Source organism: Dyella terrae, assembly GCF_004322705.1.
GTDB classification, from domain to species: domain Bacteria; phylum Pseudomonadota; class Gammaproteobacteria; order Xanthomonadales; family Rhodanobacteraceae; genus Dyella_D; species Dyella_D terrae.
In genome coordinates, this window is sequence record NZ_SIZZ01000003.1 from 320,628 (window position 1) to 336,380 (window position 15,753).

General features: G+C 65.0%; 14 protein-coding genes. 6 read left to right on the plus strand and 8 right to left on the minus strand.

The window, feature by feature from the left end; all coding sequences use genetic code 11:
• Positions 1–9: 9 nt before the first annotated feature.
• Entirely contained in the window at positions 10–789 is a 780-nt protein-coding gene (locus tag EYV96_RS16845) for a c-type cytochrome (protein ID WP_131152730.1), read from the minus strand.
• A gap of 124 nt (positions 790–913) precedes the next feature.
• On the opposite strand from EYV96_RS16845, the gene yihA reads away from it, so the two are divergent.
• On the plus strand, positions 914–1,555 hold the full coding sequence (gene yihA / locus EYV96_RS16850; RefSeq protein ID WP_131152731.1) for a ribosome biogenesis GTP-binding protein YihA/YsxC: 642 nt from the start codon (positions 914–916) through the stop codon (positions 1,553–1,555).
• A 127-nt stretch (positions 1,556–1,682) separates the two neighbouring features.
• Here the strand turns inward: yihA and EYV96_RS16855 are convergent, their stop codons facing one another.
• Positions 1,683–2,168: a GAF domain-containing protein gene (locus EYV96_RS16855; RefSeq protein ID WP_131152732.1), complete on the minus strand. Its 486-nt coding sequence runs from the start codon at positions 2,166–2,168 to the stop codon at positions 1,683–1,685.
• A gap of 89 nt (positions 2,169–2,257) precedes the next feature.
• On the opposite strand from EYV96_RS16855, the gene bioD reads away from it, so the two are divergent.
• The 3 genes from bioD (at position 2,258) to dcp (ending at position 5,597) form a co-directional block, all read left to right on the plus strand.
• Positions 2,258–2,935 (plus strand): dethiobiotin synthase, encoded by a 678-nt coding sequence (gene bioD, locus EYV96_RS16860; protein ID WP_131152733.1) that lies wholly within the window; start codon positions 2,258–2,260, stop codon positions 2,933–2,935.
• Between the two features lie 32 nt (positions 2,936–2,967).
• Positions 2,968–3,318 carry a hypothetical protein gene (locus tag EYV96_RS16865; RefSeq protein ID WP_131152734.1) on the plus strand — a complete coding sequence of 117 codons (351 nt, stop codon included), beginning with the start codon at positions 2,968–2,970 and terminating at the stop codon, positions 3,316–3,318.
• Positions 3,319–3,410: 92 nt separating this feature from the next.
• Positions 3,411–5,597 (plus strand): peptidyl-dipeptidase Dcp, encoded by a 2,187-nt coding sequence (dcp, locus tag EYV96_RS16870; protein WP_131152735.1) that lies wholly within the window; start codon positions 3,411–3,413, stop codon positions 5,595–5,597.
• Positions 5,598–5,646: 49 nt separating this feature from the next.
• Here the strand turns inward: dcp and EYV96_RS16875 are convergent, their stop codons facing one another.
• The 6 genes from EYV96_RS16875 to trxA form a co-directional block, all read right to left on the minus strand.
• Complete coding sequence (locus EYV96_RS16875; protein WP_131152736.1) at positions 5,647–6,573, minus strand: AraC family transcriptional regulator; 927 nt, start codon at positions 6,571–6,573, stop codon at positions 5,647–5,649.
• Positions 6,574–6,700: 127 nt separating this feature from the next.
• On the minus strand, positions 6,701–8,068 hold the full coding sequence (locus EYV96_RS16880) for a glutamate--cysteine ligase (RefSeq protein WP_131152737.1): 1,368 nt from the start codon (positions 8,066–8,068) through the stop codon (positions 6,701–6,703).
• Between the two features lie 109 nt (positions 8,069–8,177).
• A complete protein-coding gene (locus tag EYV96_RS16885) occupies positions 8,178–9,596 on the minus strand; it encodes a sensor histidine kinase (protein ID WP_165488713.1) in 1,419 nt (472 codons plus the stop codon).
• Positions 9,583–10,248, minus strand: a complete 666-nt coding sequence (locus EYV96_RS16890) for a response regulator (protein ID WP_131152739.1) — start codon at positions 10,246–10,248, stop codon at positions 9,583–9,585. Before EYV96_RS16890 ends, EYV96_RS16885 begins: the two co-directional genes overlap by 14 nt.
• A 175-nt stretch (positions 10,249–10,423) precedes the next feature.
• A complete protein-coding gene (rho, locus tag EYV96_RS16895; protein ID WP_131152740.1) occupies positions 10,424–12,199 on the minus strand; it encodes a transcription termination factor Rho in 1,776 nt (591 codons plus the stop codon).
• Between the two features lie 202 nt (positions 12,200–12,401).
• Complete coding sequence (gene trxA, locus EYV96_RS16900; protein ID WP_131152741.1) at positions 12,402–12,728, minus strand: thioredoxin TrxA; 327 nt, start codon at positions 12,726–12,728, stop codon at positions 12,402–12,404.
• A 420-nt stretch (positions 12,729–13,148) separates the two neighbouring features.
• Here trxA and EYV96_RS16905 point away from each other — a divergent pair, with 420 nt between their 5' ends.
• Both EYV96_RS16905 and ftsE read left to right on the plus strand, forming a co-directional pair.
• The gene (locus tag EYV96_RS16905) at positions 13,149–14,882 is read left to right on the plus strand and encodes a DEAD/DEAH box helicase (protein ID WP_131152742.1); all 1,734 of its coding nucleotides are present in this window, start codon (positions 13,149–13,151) and stop codon (positions 14,880–14,882) included.
• A gap of 162 nt (positions 14,883–15,044) precedes the next feature.
• Entirely contained in the window at positions 15,045–15,734 is a 690-nt protein-coding gene (gene ftsE / locus EYV96_RS16910) for a cell division ATP-binding protein FtsE (protein WP_205746193.1), read from the plus strand.
• Positions 15,735–15,753 lie beyond the last annotated feature (19 nt).

Genomic DNA, 15,753 nt, shown 5'->3' on the forward strand with positions numbered 1-15,753 from the left:
CGTTGTCGATCAGGGCGTGGCCGGCTTGGTGCTGGCGCCTTCGGCGGCGTGCAGGCCTTCGATGTAGCTGGCCAGTGCCTGGATGTCCTTGACCTCAAGCTTCTGGGCAATGCTCGGCATGATCTTGGCGTGGGCGTCGTCGCCCCAGCTGGTGCCGTCGTGCATGGCCTTGAGTGTGGCTTCGATGTACTGGGCGTGCTGGCTCGTCAGCTGCGGGTACATGGCACCCGGGTTACCGCGGCCGTCGACGCTGTGACAGGCCATGCAGGCCGGGATGTCACGGGTGGAATCGCCTTCGCGGTAAAGCTTCTGGCCCAGCTCGACGAGCTTTTCGTCGGCCACGCCCGGCAGGGCGGTCTTGGTCGAGAAATAGGCGCCGATGTCATGCATGTCCTGCTCGGACAGCGGGGCGGCCATGCCCATCATGATCGGGTTCTGGCGCTTGCCGCTCTTGAAGAGCGCGAGCTGGTGGGCGATGTACTGCTCGCTCTGGCCAGCCAGCTTCGGGTACTGGGCGTCGCTGGAGTTGCCGTCCATGCCATGGCAGGCGCCGCAGGCGGCGGCCTTGCCGGCACCGGCGGTGGCGTCACCGGGCTTGACCTTGGCGGTCGCCTCGGCGGCCGGGGCCGCAGCCTTCTCGGCGCTGGCGGCAGCAGCCGGCTGCGCAGCGGTCGCGGCGGCGGCGGGCTTGGCGTCCTGCGCCACGACCACGCTGGCCGACAGCGCAAAGGCGAGGGCTACGACGTAGCCAAAAACAGCGGGCCGGGAACCAGCGGGCCGAAAACTCATACACTTGTCTCCAGAAAAACTGCTATGGCTGCACGGTGCGTGGCGGTTGCACGCCCGTAACTGGCAGAAACCTTGGAATTATCCCTGCCGCGCCACAGCCGGTCAAACCACAAAGTTGCTTTCCATGACCCCCAATCCGCTCCAGGGCGCCCAGTTCATTCTGGCAGCCCATCGCATCAATCAGTTGCCGTCCGACCAGGGCGCCGAAGTCGCCTTCGCCGGCCGCTCAAACGCTGGCAAATCCAGCGCCCTGAACGCTCTTGCGGGCCACAAGGGCCTTGCGCGCACCTCCAAGACCCCCGGGCGCACCCAGCAGATGGTGGCGTTCTCGCTGCCCCCGCTGAAGGGTGACGAGGGCCAGGCCCCGCTGGATATCCGCCTCATCGATCTGCCCGGCTACGGCTATGCCAAGGTCCCCGAGCCCCTGCGCGAGCACTGGAAGCAGGAAATCGACGCCTACCTGAACCACCGCCGGAGCCTGCGGGGCGTGGTCCTGATCGTCGATATCCGCCATCCGCTGAAGGAATTCGACCGGATGATGCTCGATTTCTGCTTCCATACCCATCTGCCGTGCCATGTCCTGCTGACCAAGGCGGACAAATTGTCGCGCAACCAGGCGCAGCAGGCGCTGGCCGCCATGCGCAAGCAGTTCGCCAGCGAAGGTCTGCAGGCGACCGCCCAGGTGTTCTCATCGCAGGCTGGGACAGGCGTCGACGAGGCGCGCAACATGGTGGTGCAGCTGCTGCGCACCGAGCGTCCGGAGTGAGGCCGGGCCGCTGACGCGGCCCTGTGAGGACGCCCGCTACGCGGAGCGGTGAACGGAGAAGAGCACGCTCAAGCGACCGTGCGCTTTGCTTTTTCCGTTCACTGTTCACAGCGCCAAAGGCGCGGTCTCACAGCGTCTGCATAAACACCGCGCACAACGCTTCCATTCCCGCGCGATCCTCGTCGTCGAAGCGAGCGACCCGCGGGCTGTCGACATCCCACACGCCCAGCAATGTGCCGTCAGCCTTTACCAGCGGCACGACGATCTCGGAGTTCGACGCGGCGTCGCACGCGATGTGGCCTTCGAAGGCGTGCACGTCACGCACCAGTTGCGTCTCGCGCGTCTGGGCGGCCGTGCCGCACACGCCGCGACCGATGGCGATGCGTACGCAGGCGGGCTTGCCCTGGAACGGACCGACGACCAGTTCCGTCCCGTCGAACAAATAGAACCCGGCCCAGTTCAGGTCGGGAAGGCTGTTGTAGACGAGGGCTGAGAAATTGGCGCAATTGGCGATGAGGTTGCTTTCGCCGACGAGGATGCCGCGCACCTGGCTGCACAGGTCGTCGTAGTGTTCGCGCTTGCTGGCGTAAGTTTGGGCGGAGAGTTCGAACATGGGGCGGGCTCGGGCGGAAAGTACGTATTATGCGCCTGTGTCCGGCGCGGTGGCGTGCCGGAACGCCAGGTAGCATCGGAGTGCGGAGCATGGGCGTGAATGCGGTTTTCGTGGCCGGTACGGATACGGGCATTGGCAAGACGCACGCCTCGTGCACCCTTTTGCATGCGTTGCGCCACGCTGGCGAATCAGCCTGTGGCATGAAGCCCGTTGCCAGCGGTTGCGCATCCACCCCCGACGGCCTGCGCAATGACGATGCGATTGCCCTGATCGGCGCGAGCAGCGTCGATTTGCCTTACGAGCTGGTCAATCCCGTGGCCTTGCGCGAGCCACTGTCACCGCATATCGCCGCGCTGCACGAAGGCGTGTCGATCAACATGCAGTCGCTGCGTGAAGCGTTTGATGCCTTGTGCGCCAGCCATGACAAAGTCGTCGTCGAAGGCGTAGGCGGATGGCTGGTGCCATTGGCGCCCGATCTTTCCGCGGCCGACATTCCGCGCGCATGGCATTTGCCTGTGGTGCTTGTGGTTGGCTTGCGACTGGGTTGCCTCAGTCACGCCTTGCTGACGGCGCGTGCGATCCAATCCGATGGTTGCCGCGTGCTGGGCTGGATCGGCAATCGCATCGATCCGGCGATGGACGCCGTCGAAGAAAACATCGACACGTTGCGCGCGCTGCTACCCGCGCCGTGCCTGGGCATCTTGCCGCACGGCGTCGCGCCGGCTCAGGCGGCGGCCACGCTGGATATCGCCAGCCTGCTCGCTTGAGCGCACAGAAGATTTTCACGAAGGAGTGCTTCATGGCAGGTCGCAGCCACTACTACCTTTCCATCGATGACCTGGCGCATGCACGCGGCCCGGAACCGTCGCTGAGTTACGACGGCGCCGGACCGAACGATTTCGCTGACGCCCTGCGCGCGGCGCTCGCCGGACCGGATCTGTTCGAACGCTGGCGCGCCATGCAGGCGGAACCCGATGAGGTCGATCCCGCCCTGGGTGCGACGGACCCGCAGGTGCAGGTGAGCGCGAAAGTGGCCGACCTGCACACCGAAGTGGATCTGATCACCGGCCTGCCAATGAGCATCGTCCGGCAGCGCCTTAACCTGCTGATCGGGCCCAACTGGAAGCTGCGGGACATGCGCGCCGCCTGACATTTTCAGGCGCCTGTGCCTTCCAGCCCTTGGAAAGCACGCACTGCACTGGGTACATTCCGGGGTTCACCCAAGTAACCCCGGGATACCTGATGCACCGTCTTCGCGCCCTAGCCATCGCCACCTCCATCGCACTCGCCGCCTGTTCGCAGCAGAACCACGACGCCGATGCCAACGCGCCGGCCGCTGCCACGACGGGCGCCACCACTGCCGAGGCCAACGTGAGCAATCCGTTCTTCGCCGCCAGCGCGCTGCCGTTCCAGGCGCCGCCGTTCGACAAGATCAAGGAAGCCGATTACCAGCCGGCGATCGAAGAAGGCATCCGCCAGGAAGCCGAGGAAATAAAGGCCATCGCGACCAACAAGGACGCGCCGACGTTCGAAAACACCTTCGTCGCCCTGGAGAAATCCGGCCAGTTGCTGTCGCGTGTCAATCACGCCTTTGATGCGGTGACCTCGGCCAACACCAGCGACCTGCTGCAGAAAGTGCAGGAAGACGTCGCACCGAAGCTCGCTGCCAACGAAGACGCCACCTATCTCAACGCCGACCTGTTCAAGCGCGTCGAGACGATCTACAACCAGCGCGACACGCTGAATCTGGATCCGGAATCCAAGCGCCTGGTCGAGTTCTACTACGACAAGTTCGTGCACAAGGGCGCCAAGCTCAGCGAAGCCGACAAGACCCGCTTGATGGAAATCAACAAGGAGCAGTCGACGCTCAGCACGCAGTTCGTCAACAAACTGCTGGCCGGCACCAAGGACGCCGCGCTCGTGGTGGACGACAAGGCCAGGCTCGATGGACTGTCCGATGCCGACATCGCCGCCGCCGCCCAGGCCGCGCAGGATCGCAAGCTTGACGGCAAGTGGGTGCTGAGCCTGCAGAACACCACGCAGCAGCCGGAACTGCAGACGCTCAACAACCGCGATACGCGCAAGGCGCTGTTCGATGCGTCGTGGAATCGCACCGAGCACGGCGATGCCAACGACACGCGCGAGCTCGTGTCGCGCATCGCCCAGTTGCGCGCGGAAAAGGCCAAGCTCCTTGGCTTCCCGAATTACGCCGCATGGGCGCTTGAAGACCAGATGGCCAAGACGCCCGAAGCGGCGCTGAAGTTCATGCAGAACCTGGTGCCGGCCGCTACGGCGCGTGCGCAGGCCGAAGCGAAGGACATCCAGTCGGTCATCGACAAGGAAAAGGGCGGATTCAAGGTCGAGGCATGGGACTGGACGCATTACGCCGAACAGGTGCGCAAGGCGAAGTACGATCTCGATGAAGGCCAGATCAAGCCGTACTTCGAGCTCGACAACGTGCTGCAGAACGGCGTGTTCTACGCTGCCAACCAGCTTTACGGCCTGACCTTCAAGGAACGCAAGGACATCCCGGTCTACCAGCCTGACGTGCGCGTGTTCGAGGTGTTCGACAAGGACGGCAGCTCGCTGGCGTTGTTCTACGTCGACTACTTCAAGCGCGACAACAAGAACGGCGGCGCCTGGATGAGCAACTTCGTCGAGCAGTCGAAGCTGTTCGGCACCAAGCCGGTGGTGTTCAACGTCTGCAACTTCACCAAGCCGGCGGCAGGTCAGCCGGCGCTGCTGTCGTTCGACGACGTGATCACGATGTTCCACGAGTTCGGCCACGCGCTGCACGGCATCTTTGCCGATTCGCAGTACCCGTCGCTGTCGGGCTCCAACACCGCGCGTGACTTCGTGGAATTCCCGTCGCAGTTCAATGAGCACTGGGCCACGGATCCGAAGATCCTCGCCAACTACGCCAAGCACTACCAGACCGGCGCCGCCATGCCGGACGCCCTGGTGGAGAAGATGAAGAAGGCCGGCACCTTCAACAAGGGCTACGACATGACCGAGCTGGTCAGCGCTGCCCTGCTCGACATGAACTGGCACATGCTCGGCGCCGATGCCGGCCGCCAGGACGTCGACACGTTTGAAACCCAGGCGCTGGCCAAGGACAAGATCAACCTGTCCTACGTGCCGCCGCGTTACCGTTCCAGCTACTTCATGCACATCTGGAGCAATGGCTACGCCGCCGGTTACTACGCCTACCTGTGGACGCAGATGCTGTCCGACGACGCCTTCGAGGGCTTCGTCGAGAAGGGTGGCCTGACGCGCGAGAACGGCGATCGCTTCCGCCAGATGATCCTGTCGCGCGGCAATACCGAGGAGCTGGGCAAGCTCTATCGCGACTGGCGCGGCAAGGATCCGAGCGTCGAGCCGATGCTGATCGACCGCGGCCTGAAGGCGGATCCGAAAGCCAGGCACTGATCGGGTGTGAACCTGTGAAAAAGGGGGCCGGACATCCGGCCCCTTTTTTTTAATGCAACGGCAGGCGCGTCAACGGACCATCGGAACGGACGCGTCCGGGACTGATTCCGCTGATGCGCTTGAACAGGCGCCTGAAGGCGGCTTCGCTGCCGTAGCCCAGCCGTTCGGCGATCAGGGCGACGGGCATGCGACGCTCGCGCAGCCACTGTTCGGCGATGGTGACGCGTAGCTTCGTCACGTACTGCATGGGTGGCATGCGCATGAGCTGCGTGAAACGCTCGGCGAACGCGGAGCGGGACATGCAGGCCAGTGCGGCCATCGACTGCATCGTCCATGGCTTGCCCGGTGCATCGTGCACGGCGTGGAGGAGCTTGCAGATGCGCGTGTCATCGAGTGCGGCGAACAGGCCGCGGCGCTCCGGGTGTCGGCTGGCGTAGTCGCATACAGCCAGTGAGAACAGCGAATCCGCCAGCTTGTTGAGCAGCAGCTGACGTCCCGAGACGCTGCCGTTGGAAACATTGATCATCAAGGTCGACAGCTGGCGAAAAGTGTCGGTGGATTCCTTGCCCCGGACCACGAAGCAGCGAGGCAGCGCGTGCGACAACGGATGGTAGGCCCGCGCCGGGAAATGAAGTTCGCCGCAGATCAGCTGCGTGGTGTAGTCGATGCGCGAAGCGGTGTTGAGCGAGGTGAGGCGATGCGCATCGCCATGCGGCAACACCACCATGTCGCCCGCATCCAGATGGACGGCGCGATCCAGTGCCACGCTCTCGACCTGGCACAGTCCCGAACCCACCAGATGGAAAAGCCCGCAGCCGTGGTCGGGCTCAGCGACCGCCCAGCTGCCGCAACGGTCCAGGCCGGCCACAACGTCCACCCGCAACGTGGCCTGGTTCAATAACGATTCGAGCGCCGGCACATGCAGGGGGTCGCCCGACGGGCGCGTCAGGCTGGGTGTGGCAGTGGTGAGCATCATCTTCCCTTTCCATGAGCACTGAATGGCTATTCGAAAGGGTCACTGCAGTGACGGCTACCAGATTTCGGCGGCGCCACGACGAAGGATTTGAAGGGCGTGGCACGCGCTCGCGCCACGCCCTCTTCGATCAGTACGCGAATTCGCGGAAGACCGGATCGACGTTGCCGTTCCATGCGCCCTGGAACAATTCCAGCTTTCGCTCGGCCGGCGTCTGGTTCGCCTCGACAATTTCGATCAGCGGCTCCAGGAAGATGCTCTCGTCCGCGCCGTTGCCGTTGGTTCGCGCGCGACGCTTCAGTCCATGGGCAGCGATCTTCAGCGTTTCGGCCGCCAGTTCGCGTACCGTGTAGTTGCGGAACGATAGCTTCAGCGCCTCGCGCGGCACGCCGTCACGCAGCGCGTGTCGTTCGGCCTTGCTGAAGTCGCGCACGAGATCCCAGGCCGCCTGCAAGGCTTCATCGTCGTACAGCAGGCCAACCCACAGGGCCGGCAAGGCGCACAGACGATTCCACGGGCCGCCGTCGGCACCGCGCATTTCCAGGTACTGCTTGAGGCGTACTTCCGGGAAGGCGGTGGTGAGGTGATCGGCCCAGTCCTTCATCGTGGCTTTCACGCCGGGCACCGCCGGCAGGTCGCCCTTGATGAAACGCTTGAAGTCCTGCCCGGCCAGGTCGATATAGCGACCGTCCTGGTAGCTGAAGTACATCGGCACATCGAGGATGTAATCGACGTAACGTTCGTAGCCGAACCCGTCCTCGAAGACGAAGTCCAGCATGCCGGTGCGGTCCGCGTCCGTATCCGTCCATACGTGCGAGCGATAGGACAGGAATCCGTTCGGGCGGCCTTCCGTAAAAGGTGAGTCGGCGAACAGCGCCGTGGCGATCGGCTGCAGTGCCAGAGAGGTGCGGAACTTGCGCACCATGTCCGCTTCGCTGTCGAAGTCGAGGTTGACCTGCACGGTGCAGGTGCGCGTCATCATGTCCAGGCCGAGCGAACCGACCTTGGGCATGTACTCGCGCATGATCTTGTAGCGGCCCTTGGGCATCCACGGCATTTCGTCGCGGCGCCACTTGGGCTGGAAACCCATGCCGAGGAAGCCCATGCCAAGGTCTTCGGCGATGGAGCGGACTTCCTCCAGGTGCTTGTTCACCTCGCAACAGGTCTGGTGGATGGTTTCCAGGGGAGCGCCCGACAACTCCAGCTGGCCGGCCGGCTCCAGGGTGATCGATGCCTTGTCGCGCGAGAGGGCGACCGGGTTCTCGCCTTCGCGGGCGACGGACCAGCCATAGCGCTCGGCCAGGCGTTCAAGCAGGACGCGGATGCCGCGATCGCCGTCAAACGCGGGCGGGCGCAGGGAGTCGGTCAGGAAACCGAACTTTTCGTGCTCGGTGCCGATGCGCCACGCATCCCTGGGCTTTTCCCCGGCGGCAATGTACTCGACCAGCTGCTGGCGGCTGTCGATGGGCGTGCTCTTGACGGCACTGGGTATGGACACAGGGGCATTCCTTCACGGGACCGGCACCCACTGTGGGGGTGATGGGTCCAAATTCAAAGTGCCCGATTTCGGAACTTTGGAAGGAGACGCTTCGTAAGCGAGTGGGCGATCAACCCGGCCCGGGTGAATTCCCGGCGGGGCGCGGCTGGGCGGGATGGGAAAAATCGATGCGCATCCGCGTTCCCTTGCCCATGCGCCCCTCCAGAATGCGGAACGTGGCGCCATGGGCACGGGCCGCTTCGTCGACGATGGACAGGCCCAGCCCGCAGCTGTCGCCGCTGCTGTTCTGGCCGCGGTAGAAGCGCTCCTTCACCTTGTCGCGCTCTGCCGGCGCGATGCCGGCGCCGGTGTCCTCGACTTCAAGGAAGGGGCAGCCATGGACCGTGCCGCAGCTTACGGTGATCTGGCCACCCGCAGGCGTGTGCCGGATGGCGTTGTCGATGAGGTTGTTGAGCGCCTCGTGCAGCAGCCAGTAGAGCCCCTGGACCTGCACCGGCTGGCAGTCCGCACCCAGATCGATGTGGTGCGAGAGGGCGCGATCCAGCGAGGCGTTGATGATCTCGCCGATGAGGCGGGGCAGGTCGACCTTGTGGAAACGGCTGGAGCGGTGGGCCGACGGCTCGGCGCGGGCCAGGGCAAGCAATTGGTTGGCCGTGTGCGCCAGCCGGTCGATGCCGCTGTGCAGTTGCTCCACGCGCGGCTGCAGCGCGGTGCCCGAGGTTTCGCGCACCATCACTTCGAGTTGGGCCTTCAGGCCCGTCAGCGGCGTGCGCAGCTGGTGCGCGGCGTTGGCCAGAAAATGTTGCTGCGACAGCGCCGAATCGCGCACGGTGGCAAGCAAGGTATTGATCGACTGCACCAGCGGCAGCACTTCGTTGGGCACGTCGTCGGTATCGATCGGATCGAGCACGCGGGCCGGGCGGGCCACGATGCGATCGCGAAGCCGATACAGCGGCCGCGTGGCGATGGCGATACCCATCAACGCAAACACGAAGACCAGCAGCATCTGCACGAAGTCATTCAGGCCGAATGACAGGTCGAGCTGGTGCACGATGCGTTCGCGGCGGAAGGTGGTTTCACCGGATGTCACCACGAGAGGGTGACCATCGACGTTCAGTCGATAACTCACCACGCGCAGTGGAAGTCCCTCGTAGGTGACATCGCGGAAGCTGAAATCGTCCTCATCCGGCGCCGCCATGGGGAGCCCGGCGGTTCCCGCCAGCGTGTTTCCCTGCGTATCGGTGACGCGGTAGAAAATGCGCTCGTCCGGCATGGCGCGAAGCGGCGGCGGCGGACGCTCGGGGAGGGGCACCGAGAAGTTGCCATTCCCTTCATGGCGGATCTGGACGGCGATCGCCGTCGCCGTACGTACCAGCGAGCGATCAAAGGCCGCATGGATGGGCGTGACAATGGAGCGATGGTCGATGACCACGCCAATGACCAGCAGAACGGTCAGTGGCGCCAGCAGGTAGGCCAGCAGGCGCCGTCGGATGCTGGGGCGAATGCGCTTGCGCTCAGGCGTCTTCAAGCCGGTAGCCCAGGCCGCGAATGCCGCGGATCGAAGCGGACTCGCCGAGCTTGCTGCGCAGGCGCGACACATGCACTTCGATGGCGTTACCGGAAATGTCTTCGCTCCAGCCCGCAATGGCCTGGGTCAGGCGTTCCTTGCTCACCACCTTGCCGCTGTGATGGGCGAGGCATTCGAGGATCGACCATTCGCGCCGGGTCAGTTCCAGCGCTTCGCCGGTAGCGTTGATCGCGCGGCGGCCGGCCAGGTCGATGCGCAGCTTGCCGATCGCCAGCTCATTGGTGGCGGCAGCGCTCGCGCGACGGATCAGCGCGCGGCAGCGGGCGGCCAGTTCGGGCAGGGCAAACGGCTTGACCAGATAGTCGTCGGCACCGAGATCCAGCGTGCTGACGCGATCGTCCAGGCTGTCGCGGGCGGTAACGATGAGCAGCGGCAGCGCTTTACCTGAGCGGCGCATGCGGCGCACCAGGCTCAGGCCGTCTTCGCCGGGCAAACCCAGGTCGACGATGGCGAGGTCGTAGTGCGCCGTCTCCATCATCCCCGAGACGGGTTCGGCGGCATCGACGTGGTCGACCACGTAACCCTCACCGGTCAGGCCACGGACTATGCCATCGGCCACCAACGGATCGTCTTCGACAAGCAGTATGCGCATAGCGGCTCTAGAGTCGGTTTCGGGCAATGCTATCAGTTGAACGCGGCGTGAAAACAGCCGTTTCCCCGGGGTCGAAAGGTGCGACAGGATGCCCTTCGCGGACCTTTCGTCCGTTGCCCGAAAACGTGAAGGGCCGGCTTCGCAGCCGGCCCTTCGGGAAACGTGAGGCTGGACCTCAGCGTTTCATCGAGTTGAAGAACTCGTCGTTGGTCTTCGTGTTCTTCATCTTGTCGAGCATGAATTCCATCGCGGCGAGCTCATCCATCGGATGCAGCAGTTTGCGCAGGATCCAGATCTTCGACAGCATGTCCGGTTCGATCAGCAGATCCTCGCGGCGGGTGCCGGAGCGATTGATGTCGATGGCCGGGTACACGCGCTTCTCGGCGATACGGCGGTTCAGGTGCACTTCCATGTTGCCGGTGCCCTTGAACTCTTCGTAGATCACCTCGTCCATCTTGCTGCCGGTATCGGTCAGCGCGGTGGCGATGATGGTCAGCGAGCCGCCTTCTTCCACGTTACGCGCAGCGCCGAAGAAGCGCTTCGGGCGCTGCAGGGCGTTGGCGTCGACACCACCGGTGAGCACCTTGCCGGAGCTGGGCACCACGGTGTTGTAGGCACGGGCCAGGCGCGTGATGGAGTCCAGCAGGATCACCACGTCCTTCTTGTGCTCGACCAGGCGCTTGGCGCGCTCGATCACCATTTCGGCGACCTGCACGTGGCGCACGGCCGGTTCGTCGAAGGTGGAGCTGATGACTTCGGCGCGCACGGTGCGTGCGATTTCCGTCACTTCTTCCGGACGCTCATCGATCAACAGCATGATCAGGTGGACGTCGGGATGGTTGTACTGGATGGCCTGCGCGACGTTCTGCAGCATCATCGTCTTACCCGATTTGGGCTGCGACACGATGAGGCCACGCTGGCCGCGACCGATCGGCGCCACCAGGTCGAGGATGCGACCGGTGATGTCTTCGGTGGAGCCGTTGCCGCGCTCGAGATGGAACGCCTTGCGCGGGAACAGCGGCGTCAGGTTCTCGAACAGCATCTTGTTCTTGGACGCTTCCGGCGGATCGCCGTTGATGTCGTCCACCTTCAGCAGCGCGAAGTAGCGCTCGCCTTCCTTCGGGTGACGCACGCGTCCGGTGATGTAGTCGCCGGTGCGCAGGTTGAAGCGGCGAATCTGGCTGGGCGACACGTAGATGTCGTCAGGACCGGCCAGGTAGGACTCGTCGGCCGAGCGCAGGAAGCCGAAGCCATCCTGCAGGATTTCCAGCACGCCCTCGGCCCAGATGCCGCCGCCGGAGCGGGCGTGCGCCTTGAGGATCGAGAAGACCACGTCCTGCTTGCGAGCACGCGCGACGCCTTCCTGGATACCCAGCGATTCGGCGAATTCCAGCAGCTGGATCGCGTTCTTGCGCTTGAGTTCGGTCAGGTTGATCAGGCGATCGTTGCTGCCGGCATCGGCGTACTCGTCGTCCACCGGCAGGCCATTGTTGTTGCGCATGTGCTGCTGGTTGCCGCCGCCCTGGCCGCCACCCTGACCGCCGCCCTGACCACCGCGCTGGTTGCGCTCGTGGCGGCGACGACGGCCGCGATCATTACGATCATTGCGGTTGTTCGGGTTGCCACCACCGCCCTGCTGGCCGCCTTCGCGAGCCTGCTGCGGTGCGCCGTCACGAGGACCCTGGTCGCCGCCCGAGGGCGCGCCATGGCCCACATCGACCGGCAGTGAAGCCTGGACCGGAGCCGCAGGCGCCGGGGCCGGCGCGGGTCGCGGCTCGGCCGGAGGCGGAGCCGCCTCGGTCACGGGCTTGGTCTTGGCGGGAGCGTCCGCACCAGCTGCGGCTGCAGCGGCGGACTTGCGCGGCGCGCGAGTGCGGGTCGGCGTCTCGGACGCAGGCTTCGACTCGGCGCGCTTGGCGTCGTTTTGTTCTTTGCTTTCGATATCAGACACGGGCAAACCTCACGGGGCGCCGTTGGTGACAGGAGGGAAGGTTGCGCGCAAGGCGCGGAGGGCGCGGGGGACGTTCAGTCCCGACAGGCGTCTCGAAATCTAACAGGAGTGATGGGAATGGGGAATAGGGAACCCGGCATGACTGATGTCTCAATCGCCGTTGATCGGCACTGCCGATTCCCTATTCCGCTCCCGAAAGGCCTTAAATGGCCTTGTCGATCATCTGGATCAGCTGACCCTTGCTGACCGCGCCGATCTGGGTGGCTTCGACCTTGCCGTTCTTGATCACCATCAGGGTCGGAATGCCACGCACGCCATAGTTGCGCGGGGTCTTCTGGTTCTGGTCGGTGTTGATCTTGGCAATGCGCAGCTTGCCTTCGTACTGCTTGGCCAGCTCGTCCAGGATGGGGGCAATGGCCTTGCAGGGGCCACACCACTCGGCCCAGAAGTCGAGCAGGACGGGGGTCTCGGACTGCAGGACCTCCTGATCGAAGGCATCGTCCGTCACATGGGTAATCAGGTCGCTCACCGGGGTCTCCGAAAGTAGCGGGGAAAAGGGTTTGACGACCGCGCGGCCAGCATCGGCTACACTGGGGTGCCCATGTTGCGCGGGTCGGACCGGGAATCCGGTATGTCGCCGTTGCGGCGTCACACCATTCCAGCGTAACTCAGGGCACGATTCAAGCGATTCAAGGGCGGCATCGAACAGTTCCGTTGTCATAGGTGAGGCGCTCGCGGGCGCTTCACCTATGTCAGCGGAACTGTCCGGGTCTTAAGCCCGTCACCTCGGCGCCGGCAGGCCCGGAAGCGCGACACCGCGCATCCCGGCCGCCGCCAGGCCTGCCCGCTCGCGGGCGCCCGCGCCGCTTCCCTCCACCCGTCCCGCGCCCCGACCGCTGCGGGACCGGGCCGGCTGCCCGGCAGCCGCCCGCTCCGCTGATAACCATCCATGTCCGAAACCGTACTCACCGATACCTTTTTCACCAATTTTGAACTTCATCCGCTCCTGCAGAAGGGCCTGGACGATGCCGGGTTCACCCGCTGCACGCCCATCCAGGCGCTGACCCTGCCGGTTGCCCTGACCGGGCGCGACGTCGCCGGCCAGGCCCAGACGGGCACGGGCAAGACCTGCGCCTTCCTGGTCGCCATGATGAATCGCCTGCTGACCCGCCCGGCCGTGGCCGAGCGCAAGGACAGCGACCCGCGCGCCCTGGTCATCGCACCGACGCGTGAGCTGGCGATCCAGATCGACAAGGACGCCCGCAACATCGGCCGCTACACGGGGCTCAAAACCGCGCTGATCTACGGCGGCGTCGACTACGACAAGCAGCGTCAGCAGTTGCACGACGGCTGCGACATCATCATCGCCACCCCCGGCCGCCTGCTCGACTACTACAAGCAGAACGTCTTCGGCTTCAACGGCGTCGAGACGATGGTGATCGACGAAGCCGACCGCATGTTCGACCTCGGCTTCATCAAGGACGTCCGCTTCATCTTCCGCCGCCTGCCGGCGCGCGAGCAGCGCCAGGTCCTGCTGTTCTCGGCCACGCTGAGCCACCGCGTGCTGGAGCTGGCCTACGAGCACATGCACAACGCCGAGAAGCTGGTGGTGGAGACGGAAAACGTCACCGCCGATCGCGTTCGCCAGCAGGTTTTCTTCCCGTCCAAGGAAGAGAAGATGCCGCTGCTGCTGAACCTGCTCGAGCGCACCAAGCCGACGCGCAGCATTGTCTTCGTCAACACCAAGGCCGCCGCCGAGCGCATCACCGATCGCGTCAAGCGCCAGGGCTACCGCGTGGGCGCGCTGTCCGGCGACGTGCCGCAGCTCAAGCGCCAGAAACTGCTGCAGCGCTTCCAGGATGGCCAGCTGGACATGCTGGTGTGCACCGACGTCGCTGCCCGCGGCCTGCACATCCCGGCCGTCAGCCATGTCTTCAATTACGACTTGCCGCAGGACGCCGAAGATTACGTCCACCGCATCGGCCGCACGGCGCGCCTGGGCGCCGAGGGCGATGCCATCAGCTTCGCCTGCGACCTGTACGCCATGTCCCTGCCGGACATCGAAACCTATATCGGCCAGCGCATCCCGGTCTCGAACATCGATCCCGAGCTGCTGGTGATGCCCAAGCCGCGTGAGATCGACGCGACCTATGCCGCCGAAGCTGCCGCCGACAGCGCCGCCTTTGGCGACAAGGTCGAGCAGCGCGAGAAGAAGGAAGGCCCCGGCGGTCGTTCGCGCCGAAGTGCCGGTGGTGGTCGTGGCAGCGATCGCCCGCGTGACGGTCGTCCCCCGCGCGAAAGCCAGGGTGAAGGACGCAAGCCGCACAAGGAGCGCACCGAGGCCGCGCCGGCCGATGCCGCTGCCGATGCGAATCGCCCGACCCAGCCGGCACCGGGTCCCGACGCTGCCGTGGGCGAGGGCGAGCGCAAGCGCCGTCGTCGCCGTGGCGGGCGGGGCCGTCGTCGCGAAGGCGCCCCGGTCGAGGGTGCCGTGCCGCAGGGCGATCAGACCCGTCGCAACGAACAGGGTCGCCGCCATGAGCAGCGTCCGTCGCGCGGTGGCGAAGGCAACGCCCGTCCGTCGCGCCATGTGGCGATCACCTCGCCGCATGCGGGTGGCGAACACACCGTGAAGAAGCAGGGCTTCTTCCGTCGCCTCGCGCGCCTTTTCACCGGCCGCTGAGTCGCCCGCGGATCGCGTGCCGGCCGGTGCGCGATCCGCTCCCTCGCTTGCCCGATCCTTGCACCGCGCTCCTGGCGATGCATCGGCGTTGAATCGTTCGCACGCAGGGGCACACCTTCGCGCCCGCATCCTCTATCCTTCCCTTTAGTGCGGCATCAGGGAATGGGGTACGCGGTGATCCGCTTCGACCAGGTCAGTAAACGCTACGAGGGCGGACACGAAGCACTGTCGCAGCTCTCCTTCCACGTCGCGCCGGGCGAAATGGCTTTCGTCACCGGGCATTCCGGTGCGGGCAAGAGCACCCTGCTCAAGCTGCTGGGCCTGATCGAGCGACCCTCGCACGGCCTCATCACGCTCGATGGCCAGAATCTTTCCAAGATTGGCCGTAGCGGCATTCCCAAGTTGCGTCGCCGCATAGGCATGGTGTTCCAGGACCATCGCCTCCTGATGGACCGCACCGTCTTCGCCAACGTCGAATTGCCGCTGATGATCGGCGGCATTGCACCGGTCGAGCGTGGTCGCCGCGTCCGTGCGGCGCTGGAGAAAGTCGGCCTGCTCGCTTACGAGCGTCAGCTGCCGGCCACGCTATCCACCGGTGAGCAGCAGCGCGTGGGTATCGCGCGCGCCATCGTGGCCAAGCCAACCTTGCTCATCGCTGACGAGCCCACCGGCAATCTGGATCCGACCCTGGCGGTCGAAATCATGGGCCTGTTCGCGGAGTTCCAGCAGGTGGGCACCACCGTGCTCGTGGCCAGCCATGACCTGCCGCTGATAAAGCGCATGCGCAAGCGCGTGATCGTGCTCGATCACGGCCGGCTGGTGGCCGACGTGGCCTCGGAGGAAGTGCTGTGAGCGTCCAGCCCGACATTCG

What these genes read in the sequence shown, in the direction of transcription:
- EYV96_RS16845 (WP_131152730.1), bottom strand. Translation starts at nt 789, where the DNA reads ATGAGTTTTCGGCCCGCTGGTTCCCGGCCCGCTGTTTTTGGCTACGTC.
- yihA (WP_131152731.1), top strand. Translation starts at nt 914, where the DNA reads ATGACCCCCAATCCGCTCCAGGGCGCCCAGTTCATTCTGGCAGCCCAT.
- EYV96_RS16855 (WP_131152732.1), bottom strand. Translation starts at nt 2,168, where the DNA reads ATGTTCGAACTCTCCGCCCAAACTTACGCCAGCAAGCGCGAACACTAC.
- bioD (WP_131152733.1), top strand. Translation starts at nt 2,258, where the DNA reads ATGGGCGTGAATGCGGTTTTCGTGGCCGGTACGGATACGGGCATTGGC.
- EYV96_RS16865 (WP_131152734.1), top strand. Translation starts at nt 2,968, where the DNA reads ATGGCAGGTCGCAGCCACTACTACCTTTCCATCGATGACCTGGCGCAT.
- dcp (WP_131152735.1), top strand. Translation starts at nt 3,411, where the DNA reads ATGCACCGTCTTCGCGCCCTAGCCATCGCCACCTCCATCGCACTCGCC.
- EYV96_RS16875 (WP_131152736.1), bottom strand. Translation starts at nt 6,573, where the DNA reads ATGATGCTCACCACTGCCACACCCAGCCTGACGCGCCCGTCGGGCGAC.
- EYV96_RS16890 (WP_131152739.1), bottom strand. Translation starts at nt 10,248, where the DNA reads ATGCGCATACTGCTTGTCGAAGACGATCCGTTGGTGGCCGATGGCATA.
- EYV96_RS16905 (WP_131152742.1), top strand. Translation starts at nt 13,149, where the DNA reads ATGTCCGAAACCGTACTCACCGATACCTTTTTCACCAATTTTGAACTT.
- ftsE (WP_205746193.1), top strand. Translation starts at nt 15,045, where the DNA reads ATGGGGTACGCGGTGATCCGCTTCGACCAGGTCAGTAAACGCTACGAG.